The sequence below is a fragment of the Metapseudomonas resinovorans DSM 21078 genome (assembly GCF_000423545.1).
In the GTDB taxonomy this organism is placed as follows: Bacteria; Pseudomonadota; Gammaproteobacteria; order Pseudomonadales; family Pseudomonadaceae; genus Metapseudomonas; species Metapseudomonas resinovorans.
In genome coordinates, this window is the sequence record NZ_KE384030.1 from 301,804 (window position 1) to 318,942 (window position 17,139).

17 protein-coding genes and 1 pseudogene are annotated in these 17,139 nt (G+C 65.0%); 5 read left to right on the plus strand and 13 right to left on the minus strand.

The window, feature by feature from the left end; all coding sequences use genetic code 11:
* Positions 1 to 175: 175 nt before the first annotated feature.
* The 7 genes from G559_RS0124790 to G559_RS0124825 all read right to left on the minus strand — a co-directional run bounded on the left by G559_RS0124790 (position 176) and on the right by G559_RS0124825 (position 8,266).
* A complete protein-coding gene (locus G559_RS0124790; protein ID WP_028630808.1) occupies positions 176 to 1,102 on the minus strand; it encodes an ABC transporter permease in 927 nt (308 codons plus the stop codon).
* A gap of 148 nt (positions 1,103 to 1,250) precedes the next feature.
* Positions 1,251 to 2,348 (minus strand): ABC transporter permease, encoded by a 1,098-nt coding sequence (locus tag G559_RS0124795; protein WP_028630809.1) that lies wholly within the window; start codon positions 2,346 to 2,348, stop codon positions 1,251 to 1,253.
* 13 nt (positions 2,349 to 2,361) lie between these two features.
* Positions 2,362 to 3,900, minus strand: a complete 1,539-nt coding sequence (locus G559_RS0124800; RefSeq protein WP_028630810.1) for an ABC transporter ATP-binding protein — start codon at positions 3,898 to 3,900, stop codon at positions 2,362 to 2,364.
* Between the two features lie 507 nt (positions 3,901 to 4,407).
* The gene (locus G559_RS0124810) at positions 4,408 to 4,992 is read right to left on the minus strand and encodes an IMPACT family protein (RefSeq protein ID WP_028630811.1); all 585 of its coding nucleotides are present in this window, start codon (positions 4,990 to 4,992) and stop codon (positions 4,408 to 4,410) included.
* Positions 4,992 to 5,660 carry a TetR/AcrR family transcriptional regulator gene (locus G559_RS0124815; protein WP_028630812.1) on the minus strand — a complete coding sequence of 223 codons (669 nt, stop codon included), beginning with the start codon at positions 5,658 to 5,660 and terminating at the stop codon, positions 4,992 to 4,994. The genes G559_RS0124810 and G559_RS0124815 overlap by 1 nt, the downstream gene beginning before the upstream one ends.
* Before the next feature lie 146 nt (positions 5,661 to 5,806).
* A complete protein-coding gene (locus G559_RS0124820; protein ID WP_028630813.1) occupies positions 5,807 to 7,180 on the minus strand; it encodes a uracil-xanthine permease family protein in 1,374 nt (457 codons plus the stop codon).
* 165 nt (positions 7,181 to 7,345) lie between these two features.
* Positions 7,346 to 8,266: a LysR family transcriptional regulator gene (locus tag G559_RS0124825; protein WP_028630814.1), complete on the minus strand. Its 921-nt coding sequence runs from the start codon at positions 8,264 to 8,266 to the stop codon at positions 7,346 to 7,348.
* A gap of 120 nt (positions 8,267 to 8,386) precedes the next feature.
* Here G559_RS0124825 and G559_RS0124830 point away from each other — a divergent pair, with 120 nt between their 5' ends.
* From G559_RS0124830 to G559_RS0124840, 3 genes are all read left to right on the plus strand, one after another.
* Positions 8,387 to 9,733 carry an aspartate aminotransferase family protein gene (locus G559_RS0124830; RefSeq protein ID WP_028630815.1) on the plus strand — a complete coding sequence of 449 codons (1,347 nt, stop codon included), beginning with the start codon at positions 8,387 to 8,389 and terminating at the stop codon, positions 9,731 to 9,733.
* Positions 9,733 to 10,020, plus strand: a complete 288-nt coding sequence (locus tag G559_RS0124835; RefSeq protein WP_028630816.1) for a cupin domain-containing protein — start codon at positions 9,733 to 9,735, stop codon at positions 10,018 to 10,020. Before G559_RS0124830 ends, G559_RS0124835 begins: the two co-directional genes overlap by 1 nt.
* 109 nt (positions 10,021 to 10,129) lie before the next feature.
* Positions 10,130 to 11,626 (plus strand): CoA-acylating methylmalonate-semialdehyde dehydrogenase, encoded by a 1,497-nt coding sequence (locus G559_RS0124840; protein WP_028630817.1) that lies wholly within the window; start codon positions 10,130 to 10,132, stop codon positions 11,624 to 11,626.
* A gap of 118 nt (positions 11,627 to 11,744) precedes the next feature.
* Here G559_RS0124840 and G559_RS0124845 read toward each other — a convergent pair whose 3' ends face one another.
* From G559_RS0124845 to G559_RS0124855, 3 genes are all read right to left on the minus strand, one after another.
* On the minus strand, positions 11,745 to 12,278 hold the full coding sequence (locus G559_RS0124845) for an REP-associated tyrosine transposase (protein ID WP_028630818.1): 534 nt from the start codon (positions 12,276 to 12,278) through the stop codon (positions 11,745 to 11,747).
* A gap of 106 nt (positions 12,279 to 12,384) precedes the next feature.
* Positions 12,385 to 12,846, minus strand: coding sequence for a BRO-N domain-containing protein (locus G559_RS0124850; protein WP_028630819.1), 462 nt, complete (start codon positions 12,844 to 12,846; stop codon positions 12,385 to 12,387).
* Positions 12,847 to 13,226: 380 nt separating this feature from the next.
* The gene (locus G559_RS0124855) at positions 13,227 to 14,021 is read right to left on the minus strand and encodes an NYN domain-containing protein (protein ID WP_028630820.1); all 795 of its coding nucleotides are present in this window, start codon (positions 14,019 to 14,021) and stop codon (positions 13,227 to 13,229) included.
* A 121-nt stretch (positions 14,022 to 14,142) separates the two neighbouring features.
* Here G559_RS0124855 and G559_RS30140 point away from each other — a divergent pair.
* Together G559_RS30140 and G559_RS0124865 are read left to right on the plus strand one after the other, a co-directional pair.
* Positions 14,143 to 14,268, plus strand: a pseudogene (locus tag G559_RS30140) (type II toxin-antitoxin system HicA family toxin); the annotation flags it as partial.
* Between the two features lie 89 nt (positions 14,269 to 14,357).
* Positions 14,358 to 14,765, plus strand: coding sequence for a type II toxin-antitoxin system HicB family antitoxin (locus tag G559_RS0124865; protein WP_028630821.1), 408 nt, complete (start codon positions 14,358 to 14,360; stop codon positions 14,763 to 14,765).
* Positions 14,766 to 14,826: 61 nt separating this feature from the next.
* On the opposite strand, the gene G559_RS0124870 is transcribed toward G559_RS0124865, so the two are convergent.
* The 3 genes from G559_RS0124870 to G559_RS0124880 all read right to left on the minus strand — a co-directional run bounded on the left by G559_RS0124870 (position 14,827) and on the right by G559_RS0124880 (position 17,053).
* The gene (locus G559_RS0124870; RefSeq protein WP_028630822.1) at positions 14,827 to 15,168 is read right to left on the minus strand and encodes a zinc ribbon domain-containing protein YjdM; all 342 of its coding nucleotides are present in this window, start codon (positions 15,166 to 15,168) and stop codon (positions 14,827 to 14,829) included.
* 172 nt (positions 15,169 to 15,340) lie between these two features.
* A complete protein-coding gene (locus tag G559_RS0124875; RefSeq protein WP_028630823.1) occupies positions 15,341 to 15,808 on the minus strand; it encodes an LEA type 2 family protein in 468 nt (155 codons plus the stop codon).
* Positions 15,809 to 16,303: 495 nt separating this feature from the next.
* The gene (locus tag G559_RS0124880; RefSeq protein WP_211228807.1) at positions 16,304 to 17,053 is read right to left on the minus strand and encodes a phytanoyl-CoA dioxygenase family protein; all 750 of its coding nucleotides are present in this window, start codon (positions 17,051 to 17,053) and stop codon (positions 16,304 to 16,306) included.
* Positions 17,054 to 17,139: the final 86 nt, after the last annotated feature.

Below are 17,139 nucleotides of genomic sequence, written 5' to 3' on the forward strand. Positions count from 1 at the left end.
TGTTGCTCCTTTGGTCCTGTAGTGGCGTTTACGCTGCAGGCTTGTTTGCAAAAAGCTGACCAAGCGGACAAGCAACTGTGCAAACCCCGAAGGGTGGGCTTCAGCCCACCGGAAACGTCGAGGCCCCGCACTGGGCGGGGCCTGAAGTTGGTGCGGCACGCCTTCTGCTGGTGCGTCAGTGACCGGCGCGCCACGGCTGGCCCAGCGATACCGGCGCGAACAAGCGGGTGCGCAGGGCATCTCGCGAGAGCAGTACCAGCACCAGGATGGTCGCCACGTAGGGCAGCATCGCCAGCAGGTTGGCCGGGATCGCCAGCCCCAGGCCCTGGGCCACCAGGTGGAGGATGCTGGCCAGGCCGAACAGGTAAGCACCGAGCAGCACGCGCAATACCCGCCAGCTGGCGAACACCACCAGGGCGAGGGCGATCCAGCCACGTCCTGCGGTCATGTTTTCCGCCCACATCGGCGTGTAGGCCAGCGACAGGTAAGCCCCGGCCATGCCCGCCATGGCGCCGCCGAACAGCACCGCGAGGGTGCGCACGCGCATCACCGGCAGGCCCATGGCGCTGGCCGCGTCGGGGTTCTCGCCCACCGCCTGGATCACCAGGCCGATGCGGCTCTTCAGCAGTACCCAGGCCACCAGTGCGAATAGCGCGAAGCTGAGGTACACCAGCAGGTCCTGGGCGAAGAGCATGCGGCCCAGCAGTGGAATCTCGCTCAGCAGCGGAATGGCCACCGGCTCGAACCCCGCGAGCGGTTTGCCCACCCAGGCCGCGCCGACGAAGGACGACAAGCCCACGCCGAAGATGGTCAAGGCCAGGCCCGTGGCCACCTGGTTGGCGTTGCAGCCCAGCGCCACCAGGGCGAAGAGGGCCGACAGCAGCACGCCGGCGGCCATCGCCAGCAGCACGCCGAGCCAGAGGTTGCCGGTGGCCAGGGCGGCGATGAAACCCACCACGGCGCCGAACAGCATCATCCCCTCCTGGCCGAGGTTGAGCACGCCGCTCTTCTCGCACACCAGCTCGCCCAGGGCCACCAGCAGCAGGGGCGTACCGCAGCGCACCATGGCGAAAAGGATGTTGCTCAGCAGATCGAGGTCCATGGGGTGCTCCAAGATTGGTCTTCGTGTTTTGCTCTGCGTCCCTCACCCCCGGCCCCTCTCCCAAGGGGAGAGGGGAGGTTGAAGAGGCTCGGGGAAAGTCCCCTCTCCCTCTGGGAGAGGGTTAGGGTGAGGGATGCCGGACTGTGCCTCACGCCATCGCCTCCCTGACCTGCTCCCTTCTTCGCCAGCGCACTGTCAGGCGCGGCCGGTAGAGGATCAGCACGTCACAGGCCAGCAGGAAGAACAGCATCATTCCCTGGAAGAGTTCGGTGATGGATTGCGGCAGGTTCAGCGCCATCTGCGCGTTCTCGCCGCCCAGGTAGAGCAGGGCCATCAGCAGGCCGGCGGCGAGGATGCCGAAGGGATTCAACCGGCCGAGGAAGGCCACGGTAATCGCCGCGTAGCCATAGCCCGGCGATACCTGGGGCACCAGTTGGCCGATAGGCCCGGTGACTTCGCCCACGCCGGCCAGGCCTGCAAGGCCGCCACTGATCAGCAGCACCAGCCAGACCAGGCGCTTCTCGCGGAAACCGACGAAGCCGGCGGCGCGTTGGTCCAGGCCCAGCACCTTGATCTGGAAACCGAGGAAACTCTTCTGCAGCAGCACCCAGACCACCACCAGCGCCAGCAGGGTGAAGTACAGGCCGACATGCACCCGCAGGTCTTCCAGCAGCGGCGGCAGTCGCGAGGCGTCGCCGAACATCGCCGACTCGGGGAAGTTGAAACCGGCCGGGTCCTTCAAGGGGCCATGCACGAAATGCAGCAGCAGGTTCAGGGCGATGTAGTTGAGCATGATGGTGGTGAGGATTTCGTTGGCGTTGAAGCGCGTTCTCAGCCACGCCGCCAGACCGCCCCAGGCAGCGCCAGCCAGGGTGCCGGCAGCCAGTACCAACGCCAGGGCCCAGCGGCTTTCCCAGTCGATGATCTGCACGGCCAGCGCGCTGCCGGCCAGGGCGCCGATCAGCAACTGGCCCTCGGCGCCGATGTTCCACACCCGCGCCTGGTAGGCGACCGCCAGGCCCAGCGCGCAGAGCAGAATCGGCAGCGCTTTGACCAGCAGTTCGGAGAGCCCGTAGAGGTCGCTGATGGGCGCAATCAGCAGGGTATGCAGGGTTTCCAGCGGGTCATGGCCGAGGGCGGCGAACAGCAGCGCGCCGCTGGCCAGGGTGAGCAGCCCGGCCAGCAGCGGCGACAGTGCGAGCATCGCGCGCGACTGCTGCTGGCGGGGTTCCAGGGATAGCAACATGGAAGGGTCTCGTTCAGGCGGCTTGGGATTGATCGAACTGCCCGGCCATCCAGCGGCCGACTTCCACCGGGCTGGTGGCGGCGCAGGCTTTGAGCGGCGATAGGCGTCCGGCGCAGAGGGCGCCGATGCGATCGCTGATCTGGAACAGTTCGTCGAGGTCTTCGGAGATCACCAGGATGGCCGCACCGGCGTCGCGCAAGGCGATCAGCGCGCGGTGGATGGCCGCTGCGGCGCCCACGTCCACGCCCCAGGTGGGGTGGGCGGCCACCAGCAGTTTCGGCTGCTGGAGGATTTCCCGTCCGAGGATGAATTTCTGCAGGTTGCCGCCGGACAGGCTACGGGCAGGCGCCTGGGCATCGGGCGTTTTCACGGCGAAGCGGCGGATGATGTCGTCGGCGAAGGCCAGCACCCGGCCTCGGCGGATCAACCCACGACTCACCAGGCCCTGGCCGGATGCCGTGAGCAGGGCGTTGTCCGCCAGGCTCAATTCCGGCACCGCACCGTGGCCCAGGCGTTCGGCGGGGACGAAGGCAAGGCCAAGGGCGCGGCGCGCATCCGGGCGCAACTGGCCCACCGGGCTGCCGGAGAAGCGCACGCTGCCGGCGTCGGCCCCGGTGAGGCGTTGTTCGCCTGAGAGCAGGGCGAGCAACTCGTCCTGGCCGTTGCCGGCGACCCCGGCGATGCCGACGATCTCGCCGCTGCGCACTTCCAGTTGCAGGTCGGCCAGGGAAATACCGAAGGGGTCGGGGTTGCTCCACGACAGCCCGGACAGATTCAGGAACGGCGCGCCGCCAGAGACTTTCGGGTAACTGGCCGACAACCCTTCGGCATCGCCCACCATCAGTCGCGCCAGTTCCAGGTCACTGCATTCAGCCGGTACGCAATGCCCGGATACCCGGCCGCCGCGCAGCACGGTGGCGCTTTGGCAAAGAGCGCGCACTTCGCCCAGCTTGTGGCTGATGAAGAGGATGCTGCAGCCCTCGTCGGCGAGCCGGCGCAGGGTGACGAACAACTCATCCGCCTCCTGCGGCGTGAGCACCGAGGTGGGTTCGTCGAGGATCAGCAGGCGGATGTCCTGCATCAGGCAGCGGACGATTTCCACCCGCTGCCGCTCGCCGATGGACAACCCATGCACCAGCCGTTCCGGCTCCAGTGCCATGCCATAGCGCCGCGAGACTTCGCGGATGCGCGGCTCCAGCTGCTTCGGCGTGCCGGCTTCGCTACCCAGGGCGAGGGCGATGTTCTCCGCCACGGTCAGCGTCTCGAACAGCGAGAAGTGCTGGAACACCATGCCGATGCCCAGTTCGCGTGCCTGGGCCGGGTCGCGCACTTGCACGGCTTGCCCCATCCAGCGGATTTCGCCCGCGTCCGGCTGGGTCACGCCGTAGATGATCTTCATCAAGGTGCTCTTGCCGGCGCCGTTCTCGCCCAGCAAGGCATGGATTTCTCCCGGTCCTATGCACAGGTCGACGTGGTCGTTGGCCAGGCAGCCGGGGTAGCGTTTGGTGATGCCACGCAGTTCGAGGCGTGGCGGCGAATTGGAGCTGATCATGGGGCCTTTTCCTGAGGCAATGCGCAATGCCGGGGCCGAAGCAAAAAGCTGGCCATGAGGTCAGGAAAGCCGCCAGGGTGCATGACAGAAGGGCTGCGTCAGCAGGCGGGCGGCCACGTGTTGTGTGCGGACGCCCGCTGCTGGTGCGAGGTGAGCGTTTTCGATGCGAAGGTGCTGATCGTTTTTTGATCAATTTCTTGCAGGTGGCGTGGCCGCTGGGTTGTGGGGGCTATTCCCAAGCTTATCCACAGTCTTTTCCCCGTCCGGCGTGGACAAAAAGCCGCCCCCCACGGCGCCCCGCAGCCCCCTTGCGCTGCCTTGGTGCGCAAAGGAATGCCTTAGCAAATCAGCTGCTTATCTTTGGGGCGGGGGATAAGCCCGAGTCTGGGCAAAAAGCGAACAATTCTTGCTAAGCCTCACCGCAGCGGCGTTCCAGCGAGCAGCCCACGAGTTATCCACAGCCGGCTCCACAGAAATTGTGGGTGGTACGCGCCTCCACAGATGGGGCTACAGCCGCTTCACCCCAATCCGTCCCCGGCTGATATCCCGCAGCAGCCGTTCCAGGTCGGCAATGCGGCCGTCGGGCAGGGCCAGCACCAGCTCCGCACCTTCGGCGTCGAACTGTTCGCTTTCCACCAACGCCTCGAATTCACCCAGGCGGGCTTTCAGTACGGGCAGTTCGGCAAAGGCGGGGTGACAGCTGACTCGGCTGCGGGCCACCAGCTCCACGCGCTGGCCGCCTTGCAGGCATTTGGCGGCGCTGCCGCCGTAGGCACGGGCGAGGCCACCGGTGCCGAGCTGGATGCCGCCGTAATAGCGGATCACCAGCACTGCCACCTGGTCACAGTCCTGGCCTTCGATGGCGGCGAGGATCGGGCGGCCGGCAGTGCCGCCGGGTTCGCCGTCGTCGCTGAAGCGGTACTGGTTGCCCAGCTTCCAGGCCCAGCAGTTGTGCGAGGCGCCAGGTTCGGACAGGCGCGCGATGAAGGCCTGCGCTTCCTCTACGCTGGCCACCGGCGCGGCATGAGCGATGAAGCGGCTCTTCTTGATCTCCTCGCGGTACTCGGCGGGAGCGGTGAGCGTGAAGGGCATCAGGCGGTCGCGGGGGGAGTCAGGCCGCAGCCCTTGAGGATGATCTGGATAAGGTTCTGCGTGGCCGTCTCGAAATCTTCCTTGGTCAGGCGTTTGCGCCCGGTGACGCGGCAGATCTGGGTGTTGAAGTCAGCGTAGTGCTGGGTGCTGCCCCAGAGCAGGAAGATCAGGTTGACCGGGTCCACCGGGTCCATCTTGCCGGCGGCGATCCAGGCTTCGAACACCCCGGCACGGCCCTTGAACCAGGTGCGGTAGTCCTGATCGAAATGAGCTTCGAGGCAGCCGCCGCCGCTGATGATCTCCATGGCGAAGATCTTCGAGGCCAGCGGGTGGCGTCGGGAGAATTCCATCTTGGCGCGAATGTAGCGGGCCAGGGCCTCGGCCGGATCGTCTTCGGCGGTGAGGGTGTTGAAGGTGCTGTCCCAGAGTTCCAGGTGGTTGCTCAGCACGGCGATGTACAGGCCCAGCTTGTTGCTGAAGTAGTAGTGCAGGTTGGCCTTGGGCAGCCCTGCGCGCAGGGCGATGGTGTTCATGCTGGTGCCCTTGAAGCCGTGGCGGGCGAACTCTTCTTCCGCAGCGGCCAGTATCAGCTCTTCGTTCTTCTGACGGATGCGGCCGGCGGGTTTTGCGGAAGGATTCGGGCTGTGGGCGGGCACCAGTGAAGTCATAGGTTTCCTGATTCTGAGTGGGGTTGGCGACAGCACTGATAACCCAGGATGGCGTGTCCGACAAGACAAAACTGTAGTGGCGGTCAGGTAATTTCACGGCTGCACCCGAATGGGGCCGGGATGCAGCCGTTTCGCACTGCCAGCGGTCAGATTCCGCTGCTTTCCAGTGCCGTTTCCCGCGCCGGCTCCGATGGCAACAGCAGGCTCAGCAGGATGGCCGTCACACCGCCGCAGGTGATGGCCGAGTCGAACAGGCTCTGCACGATCTGCGGCATCTGGTGCAGCAGGGTGGGCTGGGCCGCGACGCCCAGGCCGACGCCGAAGGAGCCGGCGATGATCAGCAGGCTGCGGCGGTCCAGATCCACTTGCGCGAGGATGCGGATGCCGGCCGCTGCCACGCTGCCGAACATCACCAGCGTGGCGCCGCCCAGCACCGGCTTGGGAATCTGCTGCAGCAGGGCGCCGATCAGCGGGAACAGGCCGAGCACCAGCAGGACCGCACCTATATAGAGGCCGACGTGACGGCTGGCGACGCCGGTGAGCTGAATCACCCCGTTATTCTGCGCGAAGGTGGTATTGGGGAAGGCGCTGAAAGTGGCGGCGATCAGGCAGCTGACGCCATCACCCAGCACGCCGCCTTTCAGGCGCGCCTCGTACTCCGGGCCTTCGAAGGGTTTGCGCGAGAGCATGCAGTTGGCGGTGAGGTCGCCCACGGTCTCGATGGTGCTGATGAGGTAGATCAGCGCCACCGGGATGAACGCCGTCCAGTCGAAGCTGAACCCGAACTTGAAGGGTACCGGCACGCTGATCAGCGGCAGGTCCGGCAGCGGCTGTGGCGCCAGCTTGCCGGTGGCCAGGGCCACCAGGCTGCCCACGACCAGACCGATGAGGATCGACGACAGGCGCACCCAAGGGTTGCGCGAGCGGTTGAGCAGGATGATGGTCAGCAGCACCAGGGCGCCCAGGGCCAGGTTCCCCGGAGCGCCGAAATCCGCCGCCTTGAAGCCGCCGCCGATGTCGGTGATGCCCACCTTGATCAGGCTCACGCCGATCAGGGTGATGACGATGCCCGTCACCAGCGGCGTGATGATCCGCCGCAACTGGCCGATGAAGCGGCTCAGCACGACCTGTACGAAGGCGCCGAAGAAGCACACGCCGAAGATCATGGCCAGGATGTCCTCCGGGCTACCACCACGGCTCTTCACCAGGAAGCCGGCCGCGAGCACCGCGCCGAGGAAGGCGAAGCTGGTGCCTTGCAGGCAGATCATCCCGGCGCCGATACCCAGGGGCCGCCGCGCCTGGATGAAGGTGCCGACGCCGGACACCATCAGCGCCATGCTGATGAGGTAGGGCAGGTGCTCGCCCAGGCCCAGGGCGCCGCCGATCACCAGTGGCGGCGTGATGATGCCAACCACGCTGGCCAACACATGCTGCAGCGCGGCACAGAAGGACTGCAGGGGGTTGGGCCGGTCTTCCAGGCCGTAGATCAGATCGGTGTTGCTGGTTGCTTCGCTGTGCATGGTGCGCCCCGCGGGTAGTGAGTGGCGGCTGCACTGCAAGAAGCTGACCAGTTGAACAGTTTTTCAGGCGTGACGCGGCTTGCGACGGGACGCGGCGGTGTTCCGGGAGTGGGGGATCGCACCAAAAGGAGGGCCCCTGCGCCGGGCTGGTGCAGGTATCGCCCTTCAGCTGGTCGCGGCCAGCGCGTCCAGGAAGCTCTCCAGCACCAGGTGCGGCCGGCGGCCCTTGCGCGTCACCGAGGACAGGGACAAGTCATAGAAGCGGCTTGCCGGTTTCAGTGCCCGCAGCCGGCCCTGCTGCACCCAGAAGGTGGCGTAGTGGTCCGGCAGGTAGCCGATATAGCGGCCAGTGAGGATCAGGAAGGCCATACCCTCGCGGTCGGAGGCGCTGGCGCTGCAATTGAGCACCTGGTAGTGCGCCTGGATCTCCGCCGGCAGGCGGAAGGTGGGGGCGATGGCGTCCTGCTGGTTCAGGCGTTCGTCGCTGAGCTGGGCGTCGTCGGCGTAGAACAGCGGATGGCCCACGGCGCAGTAGAGCAGCGAGCGCTCGCTGTACAGCGGCTGGTACTCCAGCCCCGAAAGGGCGGCGGTCTGCGGCACCACACCGACATGCAGGCGACCGTCGAGCACCCCTTGCTCGACCTCGCTGGGGGGCGTCATGCGGATGTTGATCTGCACGTCCGGTCCGCGCTCTTTCAACCGCGACAGGGCGTGGGTGATGCGCATGTGCGGCAGGGTCACCAGGTTGTCGGTGAGGCCGATGTTCAGCTCGCCGCGCAAGTGCTGGTGCAGGCCGTTGACCTCGGTGCGGAAGGTTTCCAGCGCTGCCAGCAATTGCATGGACGACTGGTACACCTCGCGGCCTTCCTCGGTCAGGGCGAAACCGGCACGGCCGCGCTGACACAGGCGCAGGCCGAGGCGCTGTTCCAGGTCGCTCATCTGCTGGCTGATGGCCGAGCGACCGATGCCCAGGACGCTCTCGGCAGCGGAGAAACCGCCGCATTCCACCACGCTGCGAAAGATGCGCAGCAGGCGGATATCGAAATCGCTGACCTGTGCCAACGGCTCTGGGCGGCGGCTGCTCATGGTTTAGTAACCTCTGATCTAAAGATATGAAAAGTTGGATTTTCGTGACTTTATGCCCGTGGCAATGTCGGCATCAAGTTACTTGTCGCACCTCAGAACAAGACCCCCTCGAGGCCACTCATGAACATGCCGCAGACCGCCCAACTTCCCCTGGCCAGCCAGCTCAAGCTGGACGCCCACTGGATGCCCTTCTCCGCCAACCGCAACTTCCAGCGCGACCCGCGCCTGATCGTCGCGGCCGAAGGCAGCTGGCTGATCGATGACCAGGGCCGTCGTATCTATGACAGCCTGTCCGGCCTGTGGACCTGCGGCGCCGGTCACTCGCGCAAGGAAATCCAGGAAGCCGTGGCCAAGCAGCTCGGCACCCTCGACTATTCGCCAGGCTTCCAGTACGGCCACCCGCTGTCCTTCCAGCTGGCCGAGAAAATCGCCAACCTCACACCGGGCGAGTTGAACCACGTGTTCTTCACCGGTTCCGGCTCCGAGTGCGCCGACACCTCCATCAAGATGGCCCGTGCCTACTGGCGCCTGAAAGGCCAGCCGCAGAAGACCAAGCTGATCGGCCGCGCCCGTGGTTACCACGGTGTGAACGTCGCCGGCACCGCGCTGGGCGGCATCGGTGGCAACCGCAAGATGTTCGGCCAACTGATGGACGTCGACCACCTGCCGCACACCCTGCAGCCGGGCCTGGCCTTCACCAAGGGCGCTGCCGAAACCGGCGGCGTGGAGCTGGCCAACGAGCTGCTCAAGCTGATCGAACTGCATGACGCCTCCAACATCGCCGCCGTGATCGTCGAGCCGATGTCCGGTTCCGCTGGCGTGATCGTCCCGCCGGCGGGCTACCTGCAGCGCCTGCGCGAAATCTGCGACCAGCACAACATCCTGCTGATCTTCGACGAAGTGATCACCGCCTTCGGTCGCATGGGCACCATGACCGGTGCCGAGTACTTCGGCGTGACCCCGGACCTGATGAACGTGGCCAAGCAAATCACCAACGGCGCCATCCCCATGGGCGCGGTGATCGCCAGCCGCGAGATCTACCAGACCTTCATGAACCAGGCGACGCCGGAATATGCCGTCGAGTTCACCCACGGCTACACCTACTCCGCCCACCCGGTCGCCTGCGCCGCTGGCCTGGCCGCCCTGGACCTGCTGGAGAAGGAAAACCTGGTGCAGCAATCCGCCGAACTGGCCCCGCACTTCGAGAAGGCCATCCACGGCCTGAAGGGCGCCAAGCACGTCATCGACATCCGCAACTGCGGCCTGGCCGGTGCCCTGCAGATCGCCCCGCGTGACGGCGACGCCATCGTGCGTCCGTTCGAGGCCGGCATGGCCCTGTGGAAGGCCGGTTTCTACGTGCGCTTCGGTGGCGACACCCTGCAATTCGGCCCGACCTTCAACGCCAAGCCGGAAGAACTCGACCGCGTGTTCGACGCCGTCGGCCAGGCCCTGCAGGGCGTGAATTGATGAGTCAACGCCCGCAGGCCGTGCCCACCGTGCAGGTGGATAACGACGAGGTGATCGTCACCGAGTGGCGCTTCGCCCCCGGTGCCGAAACCGGTCGCCACCGCCATGGTTACGACTACATCGTGGTACCGATGACCAACGGCACCCTGCTGCTGGAAACCCCGGAGGGCGACAAACACGCCCCCCTGGTGGCCGGCCAGAGCTACTTCCGCAAGGCTGGCGTCGAGCACAACGTGATCAACGCCAGCGACCACGAAGTGGTCTTCGTGGAAACAGAATTGAAATAGTGCACGGACCCACTCCCTCTCCCTCTGGGAGAGGGCCGGGGTGAGGGGGTATCAGCCCCTCCGACTATCCGGCGCCGCACAGACAATAGCCCTACAAGAGACCCCACCCATGAGCCTCATCCCGCACCTGATCAACGGCGAACGCATCGACGACCAAGGCCGCACCGCAGACGTGTTCAACCCCGCCACCGGCGAAGCCCACCGCAAGGTCGGCCTGGCCAGCCGCGCCACCATCCAGCAAGCCATCGACGCCGCCAAGGCCGCGTTCCCGGCCTGGCGCAACACCCCGCCGGCCAAGCGCGCCCAGGTGCTGTTCCGCTTCAAGCAACTGCTGGAACAGAACGAAGCCATCATCTCCAAGCTGATCGCCGAAGAGCACGGCAAGACCCTGGAAGACGCCGCTGGCGAACTGAAGCGCGGCATCGAGAACGTCGAGTACGCCTGCGCCGCCCCGGAAATCCTCAAGGGCGAATACACCCGGAACGTTGGCCCGAACATCGACGCCTGGAGCGACTTCCAGCCGCTGGGCGTGGTCGCCGGCATCACCCCGTTCAACTTCCCGGCCATGGTGCCGCTGTGGATGTACCCGCTGGCGATCGCCTGCGGCAACACCTTCATCCTCAAGCCCTCCGAGCGCGACCCGAGTTCCACCCTGCTGATCGCCGAACTCTTCCACCAGGCCGGCCTGCCCAAGGGCGTGCTGAACGTGGTCAACGGCGACAAGGAAGCCGTGGACGCGCTGATCGAAGCACCGGAAGTCAAAGCTCTGAGCTTCGTCGGCTCGACGCCGATCGCCGAGTACATCTATGCCGAAGGCACCAAGCGCGGCAAGCGCGTGCAGGCCCTGGGCGGCGCCAAGAACCACGCCGTTCTGATGCCCGACGCCGACCTCGACAACGCCGTCAGCGCGCTGATGGGCGCCGCCTACGGTTCCTGCGGCGAGCGCTGCATGGCCATCTCCGTGGCTGTGTGCGTGGGCGACCAGATCGCCGATGCCCTGGTGGACAAGATCGTTCCGCAGATCAAGGCCCTGAAGATCGGCGCCGGCACCAACTGCGGCCTGGACATGGGCCCGCTGGTCACCGCCGCCGCCCGCGACAAGGTGGTCGGCTACATCGACGACGGCGTGGCCGCTGGCGCCAAACTGGTGGTGGATGGCCGTGGCTACCGCGTGGCCGGTCATGAAGACGGCTACTTCGTCGGCGGCACCCTGTTCGACAACGTCAAAGCCGACATGCGCATCTATCAGGAAGAAATCTTCGGCCCGGTGCTGTGCATCGTCCGCGTCGGCAGCCTGGAAGATGCCATGCAGCTGATCAACGACCACGAGTACGGCAACGGCACCTGCATCTTCACCCGCGACGGTGAAGCCGCGCGCCTGTTCTGCGACGAGATCGAAGTGGGCATGGTCGGCGTCAACGTGCCGCTGCCGGTACCGGTGGCCTACCACAGCTTCGGCGGCTGGAAGCGCTCCCTGTTCGGCGACCTGCACGCCTACGGTCCGGACGGCGTGCGCTTCTACACCCGCCGCAAGGCCATCACCCAGCGCTGGCCGCAGCGCGCCAGCCACGAGGCCGCGCAGTTCGCATTCCCCAGCAACGGCTGAGTGATGCGTTGAATGAAAAAGCCCCGGCGATTGCCGGGGCTTTTTTTGATGGGTATCGCTTCGCTCCACCGCATCCTACAGACGCTGCGCAGGATGGCGTAGAGCGCAGCGAAACCCATCACCATTCCCCGGCGCCGTGGCTCAGGTCATTCCCGCTCCCTGCCCAATCCCGCGGCAGGATTCCCGACTTCACATAGCGGTGAAACGATGACCACGGCCAATCGGCCACCCGTTCGACGTGGCCATGCTTGCGCGGGTTGTGGTGGATGTAATCCACGTGCCGCGCGAAATCCTCCTCATCGCGGATGCGATGTTCCCAGAAACGTCGTTGCCAGATTCCGCGTTCGCCTTTGCTCCGTCGACTGGCAGAGAGCGTTTCGCATGGTGGCATTGCGCGGGAAAAGCCGCTCTTTATCTGGCGCCAGCGTAGAGCGTAATTCGCATCGCCCGGCGGCAAGGTGCAGAGCGCATGGAGGTGATCAGGAAGGATGACAATGGCGTCGATGCTCCAGGGATGGCGCGTCATGCAATAGCGAAAGCTGGTGCGGAGCAGGTCGATGCGTTCGGTGAGCAGATGGCTGTCACGGTCGGCCAGGTTGAGGGTGAAGAACCAGGTTGCGCCTGGGGTGCGGTCGCGGCGGTAGTCGGTCATTGGGGGCTTCCTTGCCTGGGTATTGATGGGTTTCGCAAGCTCTACCCATCCTACGAATCGTGGCCTGACCGGCTCCGTAGGATGGCGTAGAGCGCAGCGAAACCCATCATTGGTTTGTGGGGTGTTTCATGTAGTGCGGCACCTGCTCCCACGGCATCCAGAGCTCGCCTTGCCACTCCAGCAGCGTCAGGCGTTGGGATTGCCAGCTCAGCATCACGCGGCGCGGGCGGTAGTAGTCCTCGGCATGCTGGTCGCGCAGGGTGGGGATGACGTCGCGGGTGAGCCATTCATCCAGTTGCTGGCATTCGGGGTGGCCGAAGCGGATCAGGGCCTTGTAGAGGCCGGCTTCGTTGATGACCTGGAGCTCTTCTTCATGGCCGTTGGCGTAGCGGATGGGGGCACGTCGGGTTTCGTGGGGCTTGAGTCGGCGGTGCAGGGATTGCGGGTGGTGCAGACCGAGCAGGCGGGCGAAGTCGTAGGCGGAGAACCAGGGTTGGTTGTCGATCATCACGCCGCGCAGGGGGCGGTTGTGACGAGTGAAGAAGGTGGGGATGTATGCGTCATGCATGGTGGAACTCCCGTGGTTGGTTGAGGAACGGCCACCTTCATCGTCAATTGAAAGGGTGGCAGACCGCTGCGGGGTTGACGAACCGGACCACGGGCCGGCAGACCCCGAAGGGTCTCCCCGAGCGGTCTGCCATAAGGGGCGTGCAGTGTAAGGAACTGCACGCATAGTCGGTTCCACGGGACATGTCGGTCCGTTCCCGGCAGCACCGTAGGCAAACGCGCACGTGGTTTCAGGTCGTCAAACCCGGCCGCGGGATTGACCGCGACCGGGGCACGTTAGGGAGGGGGCGGGGAGGGGACAAGCGCTCAAAAGCGGTTTCGGAAATTTCCGCTGGCTGCCGGGTTGATGGTTTTCGCTTCGCTCTACGCCATCCTACGGGTCTACTTGCCGCCTTTGCGGTTGCGCACGTAGAGCGATTCGCCGCCGCTGGCGCTGCTGCCGCGTACCTGGATTTCGAAGCGCTTGTTCTGGCCCTTGATCAGGTCGCTGAGCTTGCGAAAGCCGAAGAGGCGGGCGTCGAACTCGGGGCGCAGTTTGGTGATGTTCTGGCCAAGGGCACCGAGCTGGATCCAGCCGTCCTCGTCGGAGAGGTCGTCGATGAGCTTGGCGATGAAGTCCACCGGCACCTTCTGTGCCTTGGGCCGGGCGGCTCGGGTGGGTGTATCGGCAGGCTCGGGCTGGGCCTTGTCGCTGCTGCCATTGGTGGGTTCGGCGGCGTCTTCCCGAAGGATCTCGGTGTAGATGAACTTGTCGCACGCCGCGACGAAGGGCTTGGGCGTTTTCTCTTCACCGAAGCCGTAGACGCTGAGCCCTTCTTCCCGCAACCGCGCGGCCAGGCGGGTGAAGTCGCTGTCGCTGGAGACCAGGCAGAAGCCGTCGAAGCGCCGGGTGTAGAGCAGGTCCATGGCGTCGATGATCAGCGCGCTGTCGGTGGCATTCTTGCCCTTGGTGTAGGCGAACTGCTGGATGGGCTGGATGGAATGGTCGAGCAGCACCTTCTTCCAGCTGCCTAATTGCGGGCCTGTCCAGTCGCCGTAGATGCGTTTCACGCTGGCCACGCCGTACTTGGCGATTTCCTCGAACAGCCCGCCGATGATGGCGGCGGGTGCGTTGTCGGCGTCGATCAGGACCGCGAGGTGCTTCTGCTGGCGAGGGGCTTGGGGTTTGATGGCCATGGTTCGTCCCTGGTGCTGTGGATGACTGACCATACTGCGAAGCGGGCGGTCAGTGGCAATCTATCGACCGAAGAATTGCAGTTCTGTGTTTGGACCACCAAATCCGCGCCAAGGACTGGACGTGAATAGCCGACAACTCATGGAGCTGATCGAGGCCGATGGATGGTTTCTGGTCAGGATCAGGGGCAGTCACCACCACTTCAAGCACTTGACTAAGCCGGGGCTGGTGACGATTCCCCACCCGAAGTAGGACCTGCTGCCCCGAACGGCGGCGAGCATTCTCAAGCAGGCGGGCCTCAAGTGAGTCCGTTTCATCTTTTCCCGAGGAGCTACCTCATGCTTTACCCAATCGCGATTCTTCCCGGTGACGATGGGCACGCCTGGGGCGTGGAGGTGCCGGACCTGCCCGGCTGCTTCTCTGCGGGCGACGATCTGGATGACGCGATGGCCATGGCGCGCGAGGCCATCGAGGGGCATCTGGAAATTCTGGCGGAGGAGGGGGCACCGATTCCGGTGGCGCGGAAGGTGACCTTCCATGCAGCCAATCCCGAATACGCCGGCTGCACCTGGGCGTTGGTGGATATCGACGTGACGCGCTACATGGGCAAGGCGGAAAAACTGAACATTACGCTGCCGGGCTATCTGCTCAATCGCATCGATGACTACGTGAGGAATCACCCGGAGCAGAAAAGTCGTTCGGGCTTTCTGGCGGCTGCGGCGCTGCGGGTGTTGCAGGAGGGGTGAGGGGCGGCTGTAGCCCTCTCCCCCGGCCCCTCTCCCTGAAGGGAGAGGGGAGCAAGGCGCATCACACCTTGCGCACGAACTCCGATTTCAGCTTCATCGCGCCGATGCCATCGATCTTGCAGTCGATGTCGTGGTCGCCGTCCACCAGGCGGATGTTCTTCACCTTGGTGCCGACCTTGACCACCAGGGACGAGCCTTTGACCTTGAGGTCCTTGATCACGGTGATGGTGTCACCGTCCTGCAGGACGTTGCCAACGGAGTCCTTGATCACTTTGTCGTCGCTGGCCGTTTCGGCGCCGGCGTCGGCGGACCACTCGTGGGCGCACTCCGGGCAGATCAGCATTGCGCCGTCTTCGTAGGTGTATTCGGAGTTGCATTTGGGGCAGGGCGGCAGGGTGCTCACGGTTTACCTCGACGTCGGTGTCACGAAAAACCATGGATTGTATAAGGTTTTGCCATCGATTTGCCGCTTATGCGTTTGCGTAAGCACGATGCATCGAGCTCTTTACCTGTCTGAATCTTCCGTGGCGAATCGGCTGTTGCTGTTCCTGCAGCGATAGTTCGCCGGCCGCGGCTCACGGCGTATCCATGGGCTCGGGAATCCTCAGCACGCCGGCATCGGTGAAGCGCCGGGTGCCCCAGAAGCCGCCGCCCAGTTTGCCGCGCAGGGCATAGGGGACGTTCTGGACCGGGCTGACGCCGGTGAGGCCCCAAGCCTGGCGCAGCACCGAGAAGGCCGAGATGGTTACTGGCACTTCGATGAGCGTTTCACCAAAGCCTGCCACCGTGCCGCCCTGGCTGCTGACGCCGCTGGCCAGGGGCAGGTCGTTCAGGTCCAGTTCCAGGGCCACGCCGCTGTAGCGGATGGCGCTTTCATTGGGGTTCTGTACCCGCAGCTTGAGGTTGAAGCGCATTTCCAGGCCTTCGCCGGGGATGGGTTCCATGCCGGCGAGGTCGACCTGCAACGGGTCGCGTGTGCCGAAACCGGCGCAACCTGCCAGCAGCAGCGACAGTAACAAGGCGGCGAGGCGGGTGGGGCGCATGGAAGGCTTCCTGCTCGGGGTCCTGCCTTGAGTAAAGATCAGGCCGGTGCGGGCGTGCCCACATTTTCTGTGGAGCAGGCTGTGGATATCTTCTGGATGGATTGCGCCATGGCCTGCGCCAGAAGGCTTAGGGCGGGTTGTTCGTTTCATGCTCACGAAGGGTGCAACCGAGACTACCGGGCGCTCGTTGCGGATACCCACGGAATCTGTGGGGCAAGCTGTGGATAGCTTTGGGATGGGTGCCTGAAGCGCCCGAAAATAGTGGCATGCAAGTGATTGGTCGGTTTTTGTACAGGCGTGTGGGCCGGGTTTTCATGGGGTTGCAACAGGCAGGCCTGTGATCTGTCCAGCAAACGAGTTCGTCGCCCCCCTGCGCGTGGCATGTCGGCACGGGATGCTCACAGAAACTGTGGGCGGTTCTGTGGATATCTTTGGGATAAATGCGTGGATTGCCCATGGGGCAGGGGCTGGAAGCACTTGCTTGGTTTTTCGTCGTCAGTCGTATTCGGCCGCTTCGTGGTCGCCCAGCAGGCGGCGCTGGCGTGGGGTGCAGGCGGCGAGCACGTCGGGGTTGAAGCGAAAGTCCAGGTAAGGCGAAAACTTCTGCGCCACCATGCGCCGTCCGTAGTGCACCTGCAGCAGGTAGCGACTGCGGTCCGTGGTGCGGTTGCGGCTGCCGGCGTGCCAGAGCTCACTGCGGAACACCAGCGCATCGCCTGCCCGGCACAGCACGGCATCAGCCGTTTTGCCGCGCCAGCTGCTTTCGCCCGGCTGGGGCTTGCGCCCGGCGCGGTGGCTGCCGGGGATGACCAGGGTGGGGCAGAGGTCGGCGTCGATATCGTCCAGGTACAGGTGAGCGGTGAGCACCTGCATCGGCAACTGGAAAGCCGGGTCGGCCAGGAGGCTTTCCGGCAGCTCCATCACCAGGTGGTCCAGGTGCAGCTCGGCACCGACAAAGCCGGGGTGGCAGCGCCAGGCGGTCAGGCCGATCACGTGGCAATCCTCGCCCAGTGACGCTTCAGCCAGGTCGATCACGCGGGGCAGGTCGAGGTAGGGCAGCCATTCCGGCCCCCGGTTGAACACGCATTTGAAATGGTCGTCCACCAGGCCGATGTAGTCCCAGTGGATGGGCTGAAGCTGGTCCATTAGCTGGCGCAGGGTGGCGATGGCGGGGGCGTCGAGCACGCCTGGAAGCAGGGTGAAACCCTGTTCGTTCAGGTCACGGAGATGGGCGGCGGTGGACATCGGCATGTCCTCGTAACTGGAGCTACCTGTAGGGTGGACCACGCTTCACCGGTCCACCATTGGCGGTCCGCCATGGCTTCGAGGGT